Here is a 15,150-nt window from a genome sequence, read left to right as displayed (position 1 = left end):
GTCAGGCCAACGTATCCAGCGCCAGCGGTTCGATGCCCCGCGCACGGTCGATCTTCTCGGCCACGCGGAAGGCGGCGTCCAGCTCGCTGATGCCGTGCTGCTGCATCAACTGGAAGCGTTCGGCCTTCTCTTCGGGCTCGGTCATCGCCATCGCCAGGTAGAGGCTGGGCGGCACGGCGCGGAACAGCACTTCCATCGACTTGGACAGGATGACGCCCTCGCTGAACTTGCCGGCCTCCTTGCGGGCCGAGAGCATCAGCGCCTTCTGCGAAGCGTTGAGTTCGCGGAAGCGCGCGATCTTCTCGACTTCATCGGGCGGCATCGACAGGCAGATCCACCACTCGATCATGTTGAGCATGGGCTCGGCCGCTTTCGGCAGGTCGTCCAGGTTCTGCGTGGCGAGCCAGAACCAGGCGCCGAGCTTGCGCCACATCTTGGTGATCTTGACCACGTAGGGCGCGAGCAGCGGGTTCTTCGTGATGATGTGGCCTTCGTCCGTCACGTTGATGATCGGGCGGCCCAGGAACTGGTCGCGCTCGGCGATGTTGTTGACGGTGTTGATGAGCGAGATGTAGGCAATCGAGAGTTGGGCGTTGTAGCCCTCGCGCGCGAAGGTGGCGAGATCCACGATGGTGATGTCCGCCTCGGGCCACGGCGTGCCGGACCGGTCGAACATCTCGCCGTCCACGCCTTGGCAGAACATGTCCATGGCGTCGGCCATCTCCAGCAGCCGTGCGCGCCGCATCTCAGGCAGCGTGGCGTCGCGGGCGCGCTCGCGCAGCGCCTCGCGCACGTCGCGGGTCAGTACCGTGCGCTTCTCCGCTACGCAGCGCTGGGCCGCATCGAGGATGCACTGGCGGATCAGGCTGCGGTCGGCGCGCGTCATGCGCGCTTCTTCCTTGTCCTCGCCGCCGGTGATCATCAGCCGTGCAGTGATCTCCAGTTCGCCGAGCACGTCACGCTGCTCATCGCCTGCCACGGCCATGCCGGCATCGGTCTGGTCTTCGTCGAGCGCATCAGCGTCCAGCGTCTGTACCTGGCTCGGCGTATCGACCAGGCGCCAGGCGTCGGCGAACGGAGCCAGACTGACGCCCGCGCCGGGCGCGAGCTTCACCCGATGCACGGTGAGACCCAGCCGTGCGGCGAAGTCGCCGAACAGGCCGAAGCTGTTGCCCGCCTCGACGATGAACAGGCGCGGCCGATAGATCGCCGTCACCTGATTCAGGATGTTGTTGAGCGTCGCGCTCTTGCCCGAACCCGTGGGGCCGAACAGGAACAGATGCGCGTTCATCTGCCGGTCGAGGCGGTTCAACGGATCGAAGGTGATCGGCCCGCCGCCGCGGTTGAAGAACGTGATGCCCGGATGCCCCGTGCCCTGGCTGCGGCCCCAGACCGGCGCCAGGTTCGCCGCATGTTGCGCGAACATGAGCTGGGTGTACCACTGGCGCTTGTCGGCAGCCGGATCGAACACGCACGGCAGCCAGCGCAGATAGCTGTTCAGCGGCGCCACCTCGTCTTCCTCGCGCACCGGCTGCAGGCCGGCGTTGAGCATCACGTTGACGAGCTGCAGGCCGCGCGCATCGAGCTGGGCCAGGTCGCGGCCGCGCAGGTAGAACGCCAGCGCGCCGCGGTAGAGCTTGTGCGCACTGCCGATCAGGCCGCGCGCCTGCTGCACGTCCTGCCGGGTCTGCTCCGAGGCCAGGGTCTCGCCGACGGCCTTCCTGGCGAGGTGGTTGAGGTGTGCCTCCAGCACGTCCTGGGGCGTGGCGACCAGCGTCAGGCACATCACCGTGTCCTCGGGCATCTGGTCGAACAGCGCGTTCATGGCGTCGCCGCCCTTGCGCGTCTCGCCCGTCAGATGGCCCGTCACGGGTGGCGTGCGCAGGCGATCCATCACGATCACCCGATGCGGCATGCCGTCGAAGAACCACAGGCCGTTCGGCACGTCCGAGCGTGGCTGGCCGAAGAACAGGCGCTGCGCGAAGTCGGTGCCGCTGGCGAGTTCGATCTCGCCCTCCTCCCGCTCTTCCGGGTAGCGGGTCAGCGCGTAGAAGCGTTCCCGGTCTTCGGCAGTGGCGCCGAGCAAGGTCGGGTTCGGGTTGAACCAGCGCAGCAGCCAGGCGTGGATGTCCGCCGCGCCGAGACGCCGGGCCTTCACGCCGGCATTCGCCAGCCCGCCGACGAGGCGGTCGCAGATCGTGGTCAGCGCCTGCTCGGGCGACTGGCCGCGCCGCGAGGCCGGGGCGGCGGACGTGCGGCGGTAGACCACCATGCGCACGCGCCGGACCTGGCCGCGCCACGGCAGGCGCGTCACCGTGGTGTCCTCGAACAGGCCACCCGGCTTGGCGATGGCCCGCAGGTGATGGGCGAAGAAGCGCAGGTAGAAGTCGCTGAACGCGCTGCCCTGCGCACGCGGCTGCAGGTAGTTCGCCAGGGAGCGCAGATAGTTGTCCCAGTCGGCCTCGTCCTGGGCGTAGAGCTGCACCACCCAAGGGTTGTCGTCCAACTCGTCGAAGGAGTCCTGCAGGGCGTTCTCCAGCGCATCGCGCGCCTGCCATAGCCAGGCCATCTCGCGGCCCTCGGTGCCGACCGGCGCCAGTTCGAAGAAGGCCGCCACCGACTGGCCGTCTTCCAGCAACATGCACTTGCTGCCGGGCAGGTACTCGACCCAGGGCAGCAAGTCCGCGAACGACGGCGCGACGCCATAGAGCGCATCGTGGTCGGCCTGGGTGGCCGGTCTGCGCCGGCCCCGGCCGAGCGCGCTGCCCGGCTCGGCGACACCCTGTGCCGCCAAGGCCGTTACGTGCCGTGCCCAGGCATCATCGGTCGCATCCGCGGCGTCAGCAGGCGATGCGCCGGGCTTGCGTGACCACCAGGCCATCAGTAGTCCTCCACGCGCTCGCCCGGCATCGCGTACTGCACGCGCTGGTAGAGCGGGAACACCGTGCTGTAGCCGGGCACCGGCACCGGGTCGGTGCCCGCCAGGTGCGGGAATACGTACATCACCAGGTCGGGGTTCGGCAGGCGGTGGAACTGGCGGTAAATCTCGTTCTGCGCGGTACGGGTGTAGCGCGCCTGCATGCCGGGCGTTGCCTGCACAGCGGCCTCGGTCAGCGGCCGGCGCAGGCCCTGGCGCGCATCGAGCAGTTGCCGGGCGGCTTGGCCGCCGCCCGCGCTGCCGCCGGTCTCCTGATGCCAGATGTCGAGCATGGTGCTGTCGCCGTGCGGCAGCAGCTTCTCCTTGCTGGTAGCGCAGCCGCCGAGCAGGGTGGCCGCCAGCAGCACGGCGGCCGCGTCAATCCAGATCCGAGGCATGGGCTTCTCCGGTGCGGTGGTGGACCCGACGCCCCTTGGCGTCGTAGTCGATGTCGAGCGGCTGCTCCAGATGCACGGCCACCCTGGCGCCAGGCTGCACGTAGACCGCCGCGAAGGCCTGGCCGTAGAGCTTGTTGACCCAATCGGCCATGTCGCGCACGCCGCCCGCGAGGATGCGGCCCATCGCTTCGTTGCCGCTGATGCCGACGGTGCCCAGCGAGCCGTTGCTGTTGGCGACCACGGCCACGCTGCCGTTGTCGGACTTGATGAGCGAGGCCGCGCCGGCGCCGGCCGCGGTGATGAGTGCCTGGCTGCCCAGGTACTGCTGGGCGTTGCTGCGCCGCTCGCCGCTGACGCAGGGAATGCCGTAGGGGTCGCTGATCCAGCCCAGGCCGCCTTGGATGCTGGCGCCGTTGTGCCCCGAGTTGCCGCCGCTGCTACTGCCCTTGCTGCTGTCCTCCGGCACCGTGCGGATGGTGCCGTCCTGGAACACGAACGTGACCGAGCGGATTTGCCCGCGCACGCACGAGAGGGTCCAGTCGCCCGAGGCCGTGCCGCTGACCACGGCGCCGGCGACGTCGGGGATGTCGATGCCGTTGGCCGTGAGGTTGTCCGGGCCGATCAGCACCTTGAACGGGTACGGGTCGTTGACGGTTCCATCGATCGGTACGCGCCCGATCAGCGCCGTCATGGCAATCGACCCCATGAGCGTGGAGTTCGACGGCACGGTGTACACGGCCCTCGTGGATGCGCCCACCGCGCGGCTGCCAACGTCGGCGACGGATTCCACCGTGGCCGACAGGCTTTTCTGGGCCGGCCCGAAGCTCGATGGAAAGCCCGGCGCTTTGCTCCCGCTCGTGGCGTCCACTTTGGCATCGTCGGGCTCGACCCACTGCGTGTTACTGGTGCCGCGGTCGAAGCGCTGGCCGTCACCCTCCTCCAGCCCCAGCCCGACGGGCAGGTCGGACGGGCCGCCCTTGCCCGCAAGGCCGTCCAGTTGCCGCTGCAGATCCTGCATCAGCCCCTCGGTCTGCTGCCTGTCGCTGGCCACTTGGGCGCGCTCCTGCTCCAGGCGGCTGCGCTCGCCTTCCAGCGCGCGCTGGATGCGTTGGTCGATCGCGCTTTCCCGCGCGCGCAGGCGCTCGTTCTCGGCCTTGTGCTGCTTGTTGTCGCCCAGCGCGCTCTGCAGCTCGGTGCGCAACTGCTTCACCTGGGCCACCAGCGTGGCGACGGTATCGCGCGGCGTGTCGCCAGCGATGCCCAGGGCTTTCATCTCCTCGGGCGTGAGCGTACTGGCCGCGCCCTTGGGAGCGGGCTGGCCGCCGGGCGCGCCGGAGAACAGCTTGATGCCGACGAACACCAGCAGCAGCGCCATCGGGATCAGCAGCCACTTGAGCAACGGATTACTTTTCATCGCGCGCTCCTCCGGTCGAGCCGGCCGCGGCGGCCGGCGGCAGGTTCACGCTGGCGTCGATCGGGCTCAGCGCCGGCAGCAGCGACTCGGCCAGGCCGTGGCCGCGCGTGACCAAATAGAGCACCGTGGTGTCGGACGGGGTGCCGGCCGGCCCCAGGTTCGGATGCTGGAAGGTCGCCGCCACGAAGTTCCCCTGCAGGGCGCGCGGGTCGAGGTCGAGCCAACGCGCGGCGGTGTTGGTGAGTCGCACGGCCGTCACCCACTGGTCTTCCAGGCGCCACGCGGCCAATGCCCGCGCGTGCACCGGCAACGTCGGCAGCAAGGTGTCCAGCGCGAGGCCGCGGCGCAGGTTTACGCGCCCGATGCCGGCGACCGGCTCGACGGTGCGCAGCGGCGCGTACAGGTTCTGTGCGGCATGGCGCGTCAGCACGACCGGTACCGGCGTTTCGCGCCGGGGAACGGATTTGCCCGCGGGCGCATCGGCCTGCTCGTCCGCGCCGCTTGCTGCACCGCCGCCGTAGCGCTTGGCGGGGGCTTCCGCATCCACGATGCGCACCGGCTCCAGCGGCGCCTGGCCGTCCTTCGCCGGCTCGGCGGCGATGTCGAGCAGGATCAGCGCGCCGGATTCCACGTCCTGCAGTTGCAGCCGCGTGGGCGGAATCGGCTCGCTCGCCCGCAGGTAGATCGCGCCGCCCGCACTCTGCACGCGCAGGTGATCGCCAACGCTGGCCGGCACGCCGACGCGCACATTGCGGTCGATGAAGACCACGCGCTCCTGGCCGACCACCAGCGGCACCGGCAGGGGCAGCCGCTCCCAGCGCAGGATTTCCACGGCTTGGCTGGCCGGCACGAAACCGAGGATCAGCAGGACGCCGGCCAGGGCCGACAAGGCAACGGACTTCATGGAGAGTCTCCCTGCAGGTGGCCGGAGGCGTTGGCGGGCGCGCCGGCCTGGGTCGGCGTCGGCGGCGGTTCGATGCGCTGGGGTGCGCTGGCGTAGCAGTCGAGCGCCAGGCCAAAGGGGTTGCGCTCGGGGTCGATGTCTAGCCGGACGACCTTGATGGGGTAGCGCACCAGGGCGCGCTTGACCTGCTCGGAGCCGTAGTATTCATCCGCGCTCACGTCGAGCGTGACGATCCAATCGCGGTCGGAAACCACCTTGACGCGCGTGGCCGGATCGTCGCCGTAGCCGCGGCCGGGAATCTCGTAGATGCCGCGCACGCGCTGACGCAGCTCGCCACTGGCGCGCCGGTACTCGTAGTCCTGTTGCAGAAAGGCCCGGCAGCTCGGCGTCAGGTAGGCCGACAGCGCGCGCAGGTTGCGCGGGTAGTCTTCTTCGCCGTTCGTGGGCCAGCGCTGTACCTGCTGCCAGATGTAGAAGGAGAAGGCATACACGCTCTCGGGCGGCACGTCCCACCACTTGCGCGTGCTGCCCGAGCGCAGGTCCGGCGGCACATGGATGGTCAGACTCTTCGGCGCACTCCACCAACCGAAACCGAGCAGCAGCGCCACCACGAACAACGCGCCGGCCCCCAGACGCAACGTCTTCACGTGCGCCTGCAGGTGCGCAACCTCGTTCTTGAAACGGCTCATGGCGCACCTCGATCGGCGTTGCGCCGGGTCGTCCAGTAGCCCGAGCGGGTGATGAGGCGCTGCCCGCCCAGGAGCGCTGCCAGCGCCGGGTGCCGCAATGCCAGCCGCCACTGGAGCTGCCGGTACAGCCAGGTGTCGGGCCGGCCGCGCTTCTGCGCACGCAGGAAGCCACCGCCGACGAAGACGCCCAACGCGATGCCGGCGACGATCAGCGTGGGCACCATGGCGATGCTGTGCGTGAGCCAGGCCAGCGGCAGGCCGAGCGCGAACCCGGCTGCGGCCGACAGGCCGGCGCAGATCCACAACTCGTCGGCGGTCAGCCCGCGCACGACCACCGGCTGGCGGTTCAGCCGGTGCGGCAGGAACGTCACCAGCGTGTCGCGCGGGGTCTCCGAGGGGACGGCCATCGCTTGCCGCCCTCAGAGCACGCCGGTGGCCTTGGTGAGCAGCCAGATGCCGACCACCAGCAGGATCGCGCCCACGGCGACCGTCAGGCCGAACTGGCCCCAGGTGGCGCGGCCGGTGTGGATCTCCGAGTAGCGCGTGTAGGCGTGATAGCAGACACCGACGAACATCGAGGCGACCACGAGCAGCGCGATCAGCAGCACGATGTCGTAGCCGTAGTTCTGCAAGGTCTGCAGGATGCCGCTGCCCTGGCCGCGCGATGGGTCTTCCATGGTCGGCAGGCCCTGCGCGAAGGCCGACAGCGGCAGGCCCGCGAGCGCCAGCGGCAGCAGCGCTGCGGCGATGCGGGAGGGAATGCGATGGGATGTCGTTGGCGTGTTCATGGCGTATGGCCTTTCGTGACGGTCAGGAGAGGAGGAAGAAGGTCAGCACCAGGTACATCGCCACGAAGCGCACGACGACGCCGAGGAACTGACGTTCGGTGATGCGGTGCTCGGCCCAGCCGACGTAGGCGGTGCGCATGGCCCACACGCCCCACAGCAGCAACACGGCGAACACGAAGCCCAGCACCACGGCAGCAACGGCCGAAGGCGCAAAGCCGCCGTTGGCCTGGAAGGCGGCGACCTGATCGGCAGTGGGCGTCATGGCGATGGCTCCTCGTCGTCGGCGCGGTCGCGGCGGACGTAATCGCCGGCCAGCGGGACGGGATCGCGCGGCTGGGCGCGCTGGGGCAGGAGGTAGTCCTGCAGGCCGGCGCGAACGCGCTTCAGGTCGGCGCGCAGCCGGGCGTAGTCGAAGTGGTGGCGGGCACGTTCCTGCGGAGCGGTACTGGCGGCGTGCTCGGCGAGGCGGTCGATCAGGTCGAGTTGGCGGGTGAGCGCGGCGAGCTGCTCACGCTCCGAGGCGAGGCTGTCGGCAGCGACGGCAGGCTGCAGCGCAGAGAACGACACAGCCAACACCACGGCAAGCGCAGGCCATGCGGATGTGCGGCGGTTGGTCTGTCCCATCGTGCCATTCCCCGTTGAAGCGGATGGCCAGATGCTGTGGCGCGCTCTCGCTTTGCGCCGCAGGGAATGGGAACTACGGCATGACCGGATTCCTGAGTCGAGACGGCCATCGACTGCGCAGAGCTCCCGGAATGCGGAGCTGGCGAGCGCCTACCGTGCTTGGTAGAATTGGCCAATCTTGGCTAACGAAATCCAGCGTCGGCAAATGGCAAAGGCAAGACGATGACTGATCCAGAAGACGAAATCCTGACGCTCGACGAAGTCGCCGCATACCTCAAAGCCGGAAAACGGACGGTCTATCGCTTGGCCCAGAAGGGAGAAATTCCGGCGTTCAAGCTCGGGGGCACGTGGCGCTTTCGCCGCTCCGAACTGGATCGCTGGATCGCCGAGAGCATAAACAGGAAGAAGTCGGAGGCAGTGTGAACATGGGTCAAAACAGCACTGCGAAGGAAGGGGTCCGGTTCATGACGACAACAGAAAACCAAATTGAACGAGATCTGATTGCCACACTGGAAGATCTCAAATACACCTACCGCCCCGAGATCCGCGACCGCGCCGCGCTGGAGGCGAACTTCCGCGAAAAGTTCGAGGCGCTTAACCGGGTGCGCCTGACCGACAGCGAATTCCAGCGCCTGCTCGACAGCGTCATCACGCCTGATGTCTACAACGCCGCCCAGACGCTGCGCAACATCAACAGCTTCGAGCGCGACGACGGCACGCCGCTGAACTACACACTCGTCAACATCCGCGATTGGTGCAAGAACGACTTCGAGGTGGTCAACCAGCTGCGCATCAACACCGACTACAGCCATCACCGGTACGACGTGATGTTGCTGATCAACGGTGTGCCGGTGGCGCAGATCGAGCTGAAGACCCTGGCCGTCAGCCCGCGCCGGGCCATGCAGCAGATCGTCGATTACAAGAACGATCCCGGCAACGGCTATGGCAAGACGCTGCTGTGCTTCGTCCAGCTCTTCATCGTCAGCAACCGCAGCGACACCTGGTACTTCGCCAACAACAACGCGCGCCACTTCAGCTTCAACGCCGACGAGCGCTTCTTGCCCGTCTACCAGTTCGCCAGCGAGGACAACAAGAAGATCACGCAACTGGACAGCTTCGCCGAGAAGTTCCTGGCCAAGTGCACCCTTGGCCAGATGATCAGCCGCTACATGGTGCTGGTGGCCAGCGAGCAGAAGCTGTTGATGATGCGGCCCTACCAAATCTATGCCGTCAAGGCCATCGTCGATTGCATTCATCAGAATTGCGGCAACGGCTATATCTGGCACACCACCGGCAGCGGCAAGACCCTTACCTCGTTCAAGGCCTCTACCCTGCTCAAGGACAACCCGGACATCGACAAATGCCTGTTCGTGGTGGACCGCAAGGATCTCGACCGCCAGACGCGCGAGGAATTCAACCGCTTCCAGGAAGGCTGCGTCGAAGAGAACACCAACACCGAAACGCTGGTGCGCCGCCTGCTGGCTGACGACTACGCGGATAAGGTCATCGTCACCACCATCCAGAAGCTGGGTCTGGCGCTCGACGGCACCAACAAGCGCAACTACAAGGAGCGCTTGGAACCCCTGCGCAACCAGCGCATGGTGTTCATCTTCGACGAATGCCACCGCTCGCAATTCGGCGAGAACCACAAAGCCATTAAGGAATTCTTCCCCAACGCCCAGCTGTTCGGCTTCACCGGCACGCCGATCTTCGAACAGAACGCCAGCTATCAGCAGATCGAAGGCCAGCAGGCCAGCTACCGCACCACAGACGACCTGTTCCAGCGCTGCCTGCACCAGTACACCATCACCCACGCCATCGAAGACCGCAACGTCTTGCGCTTCCACGTGGACTACTTCAAGCCCGAAGGCAAGAACCCGCCCAAGCCCGGCGAAGGCTTGGCCAAAGCCAAGGTCATCGAGACCATCCTCGCCAAACACGATGCTGCCACCAACGGGCGCAAGTTCAACGCTGTGCTGGCCACCGCCAGCATTAACGACGCCATCGAATACTTCGAAGCCTTCCAGACCCTCCAGGCGAAGAAGCAGGGAGAAGACGACGCCTTCCAGCCGCTGAACGTCGCGTGCGTTTTCTCGCCGCCCGCCGAGGGCAACAAGGATGTGCAGCAGATTCAGGAAGACCTGCCGCAGGAAAAGGAAGACAACCAAGAGGACCCGGAAGGCAAGAAAGCCGCGCTCACCCGCATCATCGCCGACTACAACATCCGCTTTGGCACCAACCACCGCATCGGCGAGTTCGACCTGTACTACCAGGACGTGCAGAAGCGCATCAAGGATCAGCAGTACCCCAATGCCGATCTGCCCCACGCCCAGAAGATCGACATCACCATCGTGGTGGACATGCTGCTCACCGGTTTCGACTCCAAGTACCTGAACGCCCTGTACGTGGACAAGAACCTCAAGCACCACGGCTTGATTCAGGCCTTCTCGCGCACCAATCGCGTGCTGAACGACAGCAAGCCCTACGGCAACATCCTTGACTTCCGGCAGCAGCAGAAGCCGGTGGAAGAAGCCATTGCGCTCTTTTCCGGCGAGAAGATCGACAACCCTCGCGAAATCTGGCTTGTTGACCCTGCACCCAAGGTCATCGACAACCTGCAGACGGCTACCCAGAGGCTGGCCGACTTCATGCAATCGCAGGGCCTGGCCAACGTGCCAGAAGAGGTAGCCAATCTCAAGGGCGACGCTGCGCGCAGCCAATTCGTCAACCTGTTCAAGGAAGTGCAGCGCCTCACGACCCAGCTCGACCAGTACACCGACCTGAACGAGGATCAAAAAACACAGATCAGCCAGATCGCGCCGCCCGACGCTTTGCAGGGTTTCAAGGGCGTATACCTGGAAACGGCCAAGCGGCTGAAGGAACAGCAGGACAAGCAAGGCGATCAGGCTCCACCCGAGGTGCAGCAGCTCGACTTCGAGTTCGTGCTCTTTGCCTCGGCGGTGATCGACTACGACTACATCATGGGCCTGATCGCCCGCATGACGCAGCAGAAGCCCGGGAAGGTGACCCTCAACCGAGAACAGCTCATCGGCCTGATCCAGTCAGACGCCAAGTTCATCGACGAGCGCGAGGACATTGCCGAATACATCCGCGGCCTACCTGTGGGCGAGGCGCTGGATGAAAAGCAAATCCGCGACGGTTACGAGCGCTTCAAGGCCGAGAAGAAGACGCGCGAACTTGCCGGCATCGCGGCGCGGCATGGCCTGGAGGCTTCCGCGCTGCAAGCCTTTGTCGATGAAGTGCTACGCCGCCGTATCTTCGACGGCGAAGCCCTGAGCGAGCTGATGGCCCCCTTGGGCCTGGGCTGGAAGGCGCGCACCCAGAAGGAACTGGCGCTGGTGGAAGACCTGACGCCGCTGCTGCACAAACTGGCGCAGGGGCGCGAGATTACTGGGCTGTCGGCGTATGAGGAGGGACGATGATGGATAACCTGCAGCCCAAGCAATCAGGGGCACGCGCCACCGGCTTCGCAGAAGGGGCGCAATGGGTTCGCGCCGACTTTCATCTGCACACCCGCGCAGACCGCGAATTCAATTACGCAGGCGACGACAACTATTACAACAGCAACTACGTGGCAGCGCTGGAGAAAGCGCAAATCCGACTAGGCGTAATCACCAATCACAACAAGTTCGACTTTGAAGAGTTCAAAGCACTACGCAAGACGGCCCAAAAGAAAGGCATTGCGCTGCTGCCGGGCGTTGAGCTGTCCGTCAACGACGGGGCCAATGGCATCCACACGCTTGTTGTGTTCTCCGACGAATGGATTGATGAACACAACTACATCAACCCCTTCCTGACCAGCGCATTCGAAGGCAAAACGCCCGCTCAGTACGAGCAGGAGAACGGGCGCACCACTTGGTCGCTTCTGGAGACGATCAAGAAGCTGGAAGGCTATCACCGGGACTTCTTCCTCGTCTTCGCCCATGTCGAAGCCCCGAGTGGCTTGTGGGCGGAGCTGGATGGCGGCCGACTCACTGAGTTGGGGCAAAACGAGTTCTTCCGGCGCAGAACGCTGGCTTTTCAGAAGGTACGCACGCACGACGGCGCAGGCAAAGACAAACCCTGCCGCACCAAGATTCAAAGCTGGCTGCAGAGCTGGTACCCCGCCGAACTGGAAGGCAGCGACCCCAAGTGTGTCGATGAAATCGGTCGGGGCAAAGCCAGCTACCTGAAGCTGGGCGAGCTGTCCTTTGAGGCGGTCAAGTTTTCCTTGAGCGATCCCGCTGCGCGGGTGGCCACGGAACCGCCTAAACATCAGGCGTCGCACATCCGCAGCATCCACTTCGACGGGGGCATTCTCGACGGGCAAACGCTGCACTTCTCTTCCGAACTCAACACGCTCATCGGCATCCGGGGCAGCGGCAAGTCATCCATCCTTGAGGCAGTGCGCTACGCCCTCGACATTCCACGGGGCGAGAAAGCGCAGGACACCAAGTACAAGGATGAGTTGATCCGTCACACACTGGGCAGCGGCGGCAAAGTGACGCTGACGGCCTGCGATGTTTACGGGCAAGAATTCACCATCTCCCGCATCTTCCGCGAAGCACCCAACGTCTATCTGGACGACAAGTTGCAGCCCGGGGTATCGATCCGGGAAACCGTACTGCGCCGCCCGATCTACTTCGGGCAAAAAGACCTCTCCAGCACCGGCGAAGGTTTTGAGACCGATCTGGTGGAAAAGCTGGTCGGCGAGAAGCTTCGCGTGCTGCGCGATGACATCGAGAACCAACGCCAGCGCGTGCGCGAAGCCGCCCAACGCTGGCTCAAACTCAGCAACACCGCCGAACTCAAGCGCGACTTTGAGACCCAACTCACCGATGCCAACTTCCGCCTGAAGAAGTTCGAGGAGTACGGTGTCGCCGACAAGCTGCAGAAGCGCCTGGGCTTCCAGCAGGACGCCGCTGCGCTAACGCGCATGAAAGAGCGGGCAGACAACTTCATCCTTGCTTTGGGCAGCCTGCTCGCCGAGCACGAGGACGAGTTGCGCAACGCGACGAGCTACGTGTCCCGGCAGAACCCGGAATTCTTCTCTGCATACTACGCCGAGTTTTCCAATCTCATTGCAAAGGTCGATCAGCTCAAGCAGATCGAGCAAGAGGCGCGCGCCATTGCGGCTCGCCTCAAGACCAAACAGGGCGAGTTTGAAGGTGCAAGCAAGAGCCTTCAGGAGGAGTTCGCACAAGTCGAGCGGCAACTGGCCCAGGAACTCAAGCAAACCGGCATGACCGCCATCCAGCCGGACGACTTCTTGGCCCAGCAACAGCGCAAGACCAAAGCGGAGCAGATGTTGGAGGCGCTGGACAAGCAGGAGTCACAGCAGACCAGCATCCGCGATGCGTTGTTTGCCGAGATCGACAAACTCAACGAGCTTTGGCTGCGCGAATTCAACACCATCAAGGCGGAACTGGACCGCGTGAATGCCAGCCACACCGCCCTGCAGATCGAAGCCGACTTCAAAGGCGACAAGGAAGCCGCCATCAGCTTCATGCAGCAGCTTTTCAAGGGCAGCAACATCCGCGAAACCACGCTGCGAGCGGTCATGGAGGACTACGCCGATTTCGGCGGGCTGTTGCGTGCCCTGCCGGGAGCTTTGGCCAAGGCAGGCAGCACCCCCGAGGTCTTTGAGAAGACCTTCATGCAGAACCTGGCCGAGTTCGTCACCTGGCAGGTGCCCAACCGCTTCGTCATCCGCTATCGCGGCAAGGAGCTGAAGCACCATTCGCTCGGGCAGCGTGCTTCGGCACTACTGCTGTATGTGCTCAGCCAACGGCAGAACGACGTGATCATCATCGACCAGCCAGAAGACGATCTGGACAACCAGACCATCTACGACGATGTGATCAAGCTGCTGCGTGAAATGAAACCTCACGCCCAATTCATCTTTGCCACCCACAACGCCAATTTCCCGGTGCTGGGTGATGCCGAGCAGGTGCACGCCTGCCAGTACCAAGACGAAAAGGTCGCCGTACAAAGCGGCAGCATCGACGCCCGCCCGGTGCAGGAAGCCATCATCAACATCATGGAAGGAGGCCAGGAAGCCTTCAACCGTCGTAAAGAGGTTTACAACCTATGGAAACCACAGAGCTGATCGACATCCTCAGTCGGGGCGAGGACAGCCGCCATCAGTTCAAGGCGGACGTCACCAATGCCGATGCCTTGGCGGGGGAGATCGTCGCCTTTAGCAACACCGCAGGCGGACGCATCTTTATCGGCGTGAACGACGATGGCTCGGTGCGCGGTCTATCAGGTGCCGACGTGGCCCGCCTCAATCAGCTTGTCGCCAACGCGGCATCGCAGAACGTGCGCCCCGCTGTGAATCCGCTTACCGACAACGTGCCGCACCCAGCAGGCACGGTTATGGTGGTCTCGATTCCTGAGGGTATCAGCAAGCCTTACATGGACAGAAACGGCGCTATCTGGGTGAAGTCTGGCCCAGACAAGCGTCGCGCCACCTCGCGCGAGGAACTGCAACGCCTGTTCCAGCAGGCGGGCTTGGTTCATGCCGACGAAACACCCGTGGCCGGCCTGGGCGCGGGCGATGTGGATATGTCCTATTTCGAAGCCTTCTTCGAGCAGCAATTCGGCGAGCCGCTCGCCCAGCATCAGCAGCCGCTGCCCCAGTTGCTAACCAACATGAACCTGTTGAACCAGGGGCAGCTCAATGTCGCCGGCGCGCTGTTGTTCGCCAAGGCGCCGCACTACGCGCTGCCTGCCTTCATCGTCAAGGCGGTGGCCTTTGTCGGCAACGAGATTGAGGACGAGCGCTACATCGACAGCCGCGACATCACCGGCAAGCTGGCCGATGTGTTCCAGCAAACGCTGGGCTTCATCAGCGCCAACACTCGCGCCCTGCAAGGGGATCAGGGCATCAACACCCTGGGCCGGCCCGAAGTGCCCCGCATCGTCTGGGAAGAGCTGGTCGCCAACGCGCTCATTCACCGCGATTACTTCATCAGCGCCCCGGTGCGTGTGCTGGTGTTTGCGGATCGGGTCGAGATCATCAGCCCCGGCCACCTACCCAACAATCTGACGATCGAGAACGTCAAGGCCGGCAACTCCAACATGCGCAACCCCATCCTGGCTTCCTTCGCCGCCAAGCTCCTCCCTTATCGCGGGCTGGGCAGCGGCCTGCTGCGCGCCCTGCGGGCCTGGCCTGACATCGAACTCGTCGACGACCGCGCTGGCAATCTCTTCAAGGCCATCGTGACGCGGCCCGATGTGCTGCCAGCGACGGGATCGCTTGCCATGAATGCGGAGCGCGCCGAATGAGCGGGAACGAAAAGCGCCCACTGGTACCAAGACTACGGTTTCCTGAGTTTCGGGATGCGTGGGTGTCATCACCAATGTCAGAAGTGTATTCCTTCAAAGGCAACAACTCGCTCTCGCGGGACAAGC

The 15,150-nt window shown here is 64.8% G+C and carries 13 protein-coding genes; 4 read left to right on the top strand and 9 right to left on the bottom strand.

Annotated features, from left to right (window positions below; all coding sequences use genetic code 11):
• Position 1: 1 nt before the first annotated feature.
• From A9513_RS13630 to A9513_RS13590, 9 genes are read right to left on the bottom strand one after another with little or no spacing between them, the layout of a single operon-like run.
• Positions 2-2,881, bottom strand: a complete 2,880-nt coding sequence (locus tag A9513_RS13630; RefSeq protein WP_065085013.1) for a conjugative transfer ATPase — start codon at positions 2,879-2,881, stop codon at positions 2-4.
• Positions 2,881-3,315: a TIGR03751 family conjugal transfer lipoprotein gene (locus A9513_RS13625; protein ID WP_043221487.1), complete on the bottom strand. Its 435-nt coding sequence runs from the start codon at positions 3,313-3,315 to the stop codon at positions 2,881-2,883. Before A9513_RS13625 ends, A9513_RS13630 begins: the two co-directional genes overlap by 1 nt.
• On the bottom strand, positions 3,296-4,729 hold the full coding sequence (locus A9513_RS13620; RefSeq protein WP_065085012.1) for a TIGR03752 family integrating conjugative element protein: 1,434 nt from the start codon (positions 4,727-4,729) through the stop codon (positions 3,296-3,298). Before A9513_RS13620 ends, A9513_RS13625 begins: the two co-directional genes overlap by 20 nt.
• On the bottom strand, positions 4,719-5,633 hold the full coding sequence (locus A9513_RS13615) for a TIGR03749 family integrating conjugative element protein (RefSeq protein ID WP_065085011.1): 915 nt from the start codon (positions 5,631-5,633) through the stop codon (positions 4,719-4,721). Before A9513_RS13615 ends, A9513_RS13620 begins: the two co-directional genes overlap by 11 nt.
• Complete coding sequence (locus A9513_RS13610; protein ID WP_065085010.1) at positions 5,630-6,322, bottom strand: PFL_4703 family integrating conjugative element protein; 693 nt, start codon at positions 6,320-6,322, stop codon at positions 5,630-5,632. Before A9513_RS13610 ends, A9513_RS13615 begins: the two co-directional genes overlap by 4 nt.
• The gene (locus A9513_RS13605) at positions 6,319-6,729 is read right to left on the bottom strand and encodes a TIGR03750 family conjugal transfer protein (protein WP_023443884.1); all 411 of its coding nucleotides are present in this window, start codon (positions 6,727-6,729) and stop codon (positions 6,319-6,321) included. The genes A9513_RS13610 and A9513_RS13605 overlap by 4 nt, the downstream gene beginning before the upstream one ends.
• A 12-nt stretch (positions 6,730-6,741) precedes the next feature.
• Positions 6,742-7,110, bottom strand: a complete 369-nt coding sequence (locus A9513_RS13600; RefSeq protein WP_065085009.1) for a TIGR03745 family integrating conjugative element membrane protein — start codon at positions 7,108-7,110, stop codon at positions 6,742-6,744.
• 22 nt (positions 7,111-7,132) lie between these two features.
• Entirely contained in the window at positions 7,133-7,372 is a 240-nt protein-coding gene (locus A9513_RS13595) for a TIGR03758 family integrating conjugative element protein (protein WP_065085008.1), read from the bottom strand.
• Entirely contained in the window at positions 7,369-7,734 is a 366-nt protein-coding gene (locus tag A9513_RS13590) for an RAQPRD family integrative conjugative element protein (protein WP_065085007.1), read from the bottom strand. Before A9513_RS13590 ends, A9513_RS13595 begins: the two co-directional genes overlap by 4 nt.
• Positions 7,735-7,956: 222 nt before the next feature.
• On the opposite strand from A9513_RS13590, the gene A9513_RS13585 reads away from it, so the two are divergent.
• Genes A9513_RS13585 through A9513_RS13570 form a run of 4 tightly spaced genes read left to right on the top strand, consistent with a single transcriptional unit; the run spans position 7,957 to position 15,024 of the window.
• Positions 7,957-8,157: a helix-turn-helix domain-containing protein gene (locus tag A9513_RS13585; protein WP_004254928.1), complete on the top strand. Its 201-nt coding sequence runs from the start codon at positions 7,957-7,959 to the stop codon at positions 8,155-8,157.
• Positions 8,158-8,198: 41 nt separating this feature from the next.
• Entirely contained in the window at positions 8,199-11,177 is a 2,979-nt protein-coding gene (locus A9513_RS13580) for a type I restriction endonuclease subunit R (RefSeq protein WP_065085019.1), read from the top strand.
• Positions 11,174-13,843 carry a TrlF family AAA-like ATPase gene (locus A9513_RS13575; protein ID WP_065085006.1) on the top strand — a complete coding sequence of 890 codons (2,670 nt, stop codon included), beginning with the start codon at positions 11,174-11,176 and terminating at the stop codon, positions 13,841-13,843. Before A9513_RS13580 ends, A9513_RS13575 begins: the two co-directional genes overlap by 4 nt.
• A complete protein-coding gene (locus A9513_RS13570) occupies positions 13,825-15,024 on the top strand; it encodes an RNA-binding domain-containing protein (protein WP_065085005.1) in 1,200 nt (399 codons plus the stop codon). Before A9513_RS13575 ends, A9513_RS13570 begins: the two co-directional genes overlap by 19 nt.
• Positions 15,025-15,150: the final 126 nt, after the last annotated feature.

Origin of the sequence: Pseudomonas sp. AU12215 (genome assembly GCF_001675465.2) — a bacterium.
Lineage (GTDB): Bacteria > Pseudomonadota > Gammaproteobacteria > Pseudomonadales > Pseudomonadaceae > Pseudomonas > Pseudomonas nitroreducens.
Note: the sequence above shows the minus strand (reverse complement) of the source record. Positions and strands in the feature narration are given on the sequence as shown.

What these genes read in the sequence shown, in the direction of transcription:
- A9513_RS13580 (WP_065085019.1), top strand. Translation starts at nt 8,199, where the DNA reads ATGACGACAACAGAAAACCAAATTGAACGAGATCTGATTGCCACACTG.
- A9513_RS13620 (WP_065085012.1), bottom strand. Translation starts at nt 4,729, where the DNA reads ATGAAAAGTAATCCGTTGCTCAAGTGGCTGCTGATCCCGATGGCGCTG.
- A9513_RS13625 (WP_043221487.1), bottom strand. Translation starts at nt 3,315, where the DNA reads ATGCCTCGGATCTGGATTGACGCGGCCGCCGTGCTGCTGGCGGCCACC.
- A9513_RS13570 (WP_065085005.1), top strand. Translation starts at nt 13,825, where the DNA reads ATGGAAACCACAGAGCTGATCGACATCCTCAGTCGGGGCGAGGACAGC.
- A9513_RS13595 (WP_065085008.1), bottom strand. Translation starts at nt 7,372, where the DNA reads ATGACGCCCACTGCCGATCAGGTCGCCGCCTTCCAGGCCAACGGCGGC.
- A9513_RS13605 (WP_023443884.1), bottom strand. Translation starts at nt 6,729, where the DNA reads ATGGCCGTCCCCTCGGAGACCCCGCGCGACACGCTGGTGACGTTCCTG.
- A9513_RS13615 (WP_065085011.1), bottom strand. Translation starts at nt 5,633, where the DNA reads ATGAAGTCCGTTGCCTTGTCGGCCCTGGCCGGCGTCCTGCTGATCCTC.
- A9513_RS13585 (WP_004254928.1), top strand. Translation starts at nt 7,957, where the DNA reads ATGACTGATCCAGAAGACGAAATCCTGACGCTCGACGAAGTCGCCGCA.
- A9513_RS13610 (WP_065085010.1), bottom strand. Translation starts at nt 6,322, where the DNA reads ATGAGCCGTTTCAAGAACGAGGTTGCGCACCTGCAGGCGCACGTGAAG.
- A9513_RS13575 (WP_065085006.1), top strand. Translation starts at nt 11,174, where the DNA reads ATGATGGATAACCTGCAGCCCAAGCAATCAGGGGCACGCGCCACCGGC.
- A9513_RS13600 (WP_065085009.1), bottom strand. Translation starts at nt 7,110, where the DNA reads ATGAACACGCCAACGACATCCCATCGCATTCCCTCCCGCATCGCCGCA.
- A9513_RS13590 (WP_065085007.1), bottom strand. Translation starts at nt 7,734, where the DNA reads ATGGGACAGACCAACCGCCGCACATCCGCATGGCCTGCGCTTGCCGTG.
- A9513_RS13630 (WP_065085013.1), bottom strand. Translation starts at nt 2,881, where the DNA reads ATGGCCTGGTGGTCACGCAAGCCCGGCGCATCGCCTGCTGACGCCGCG.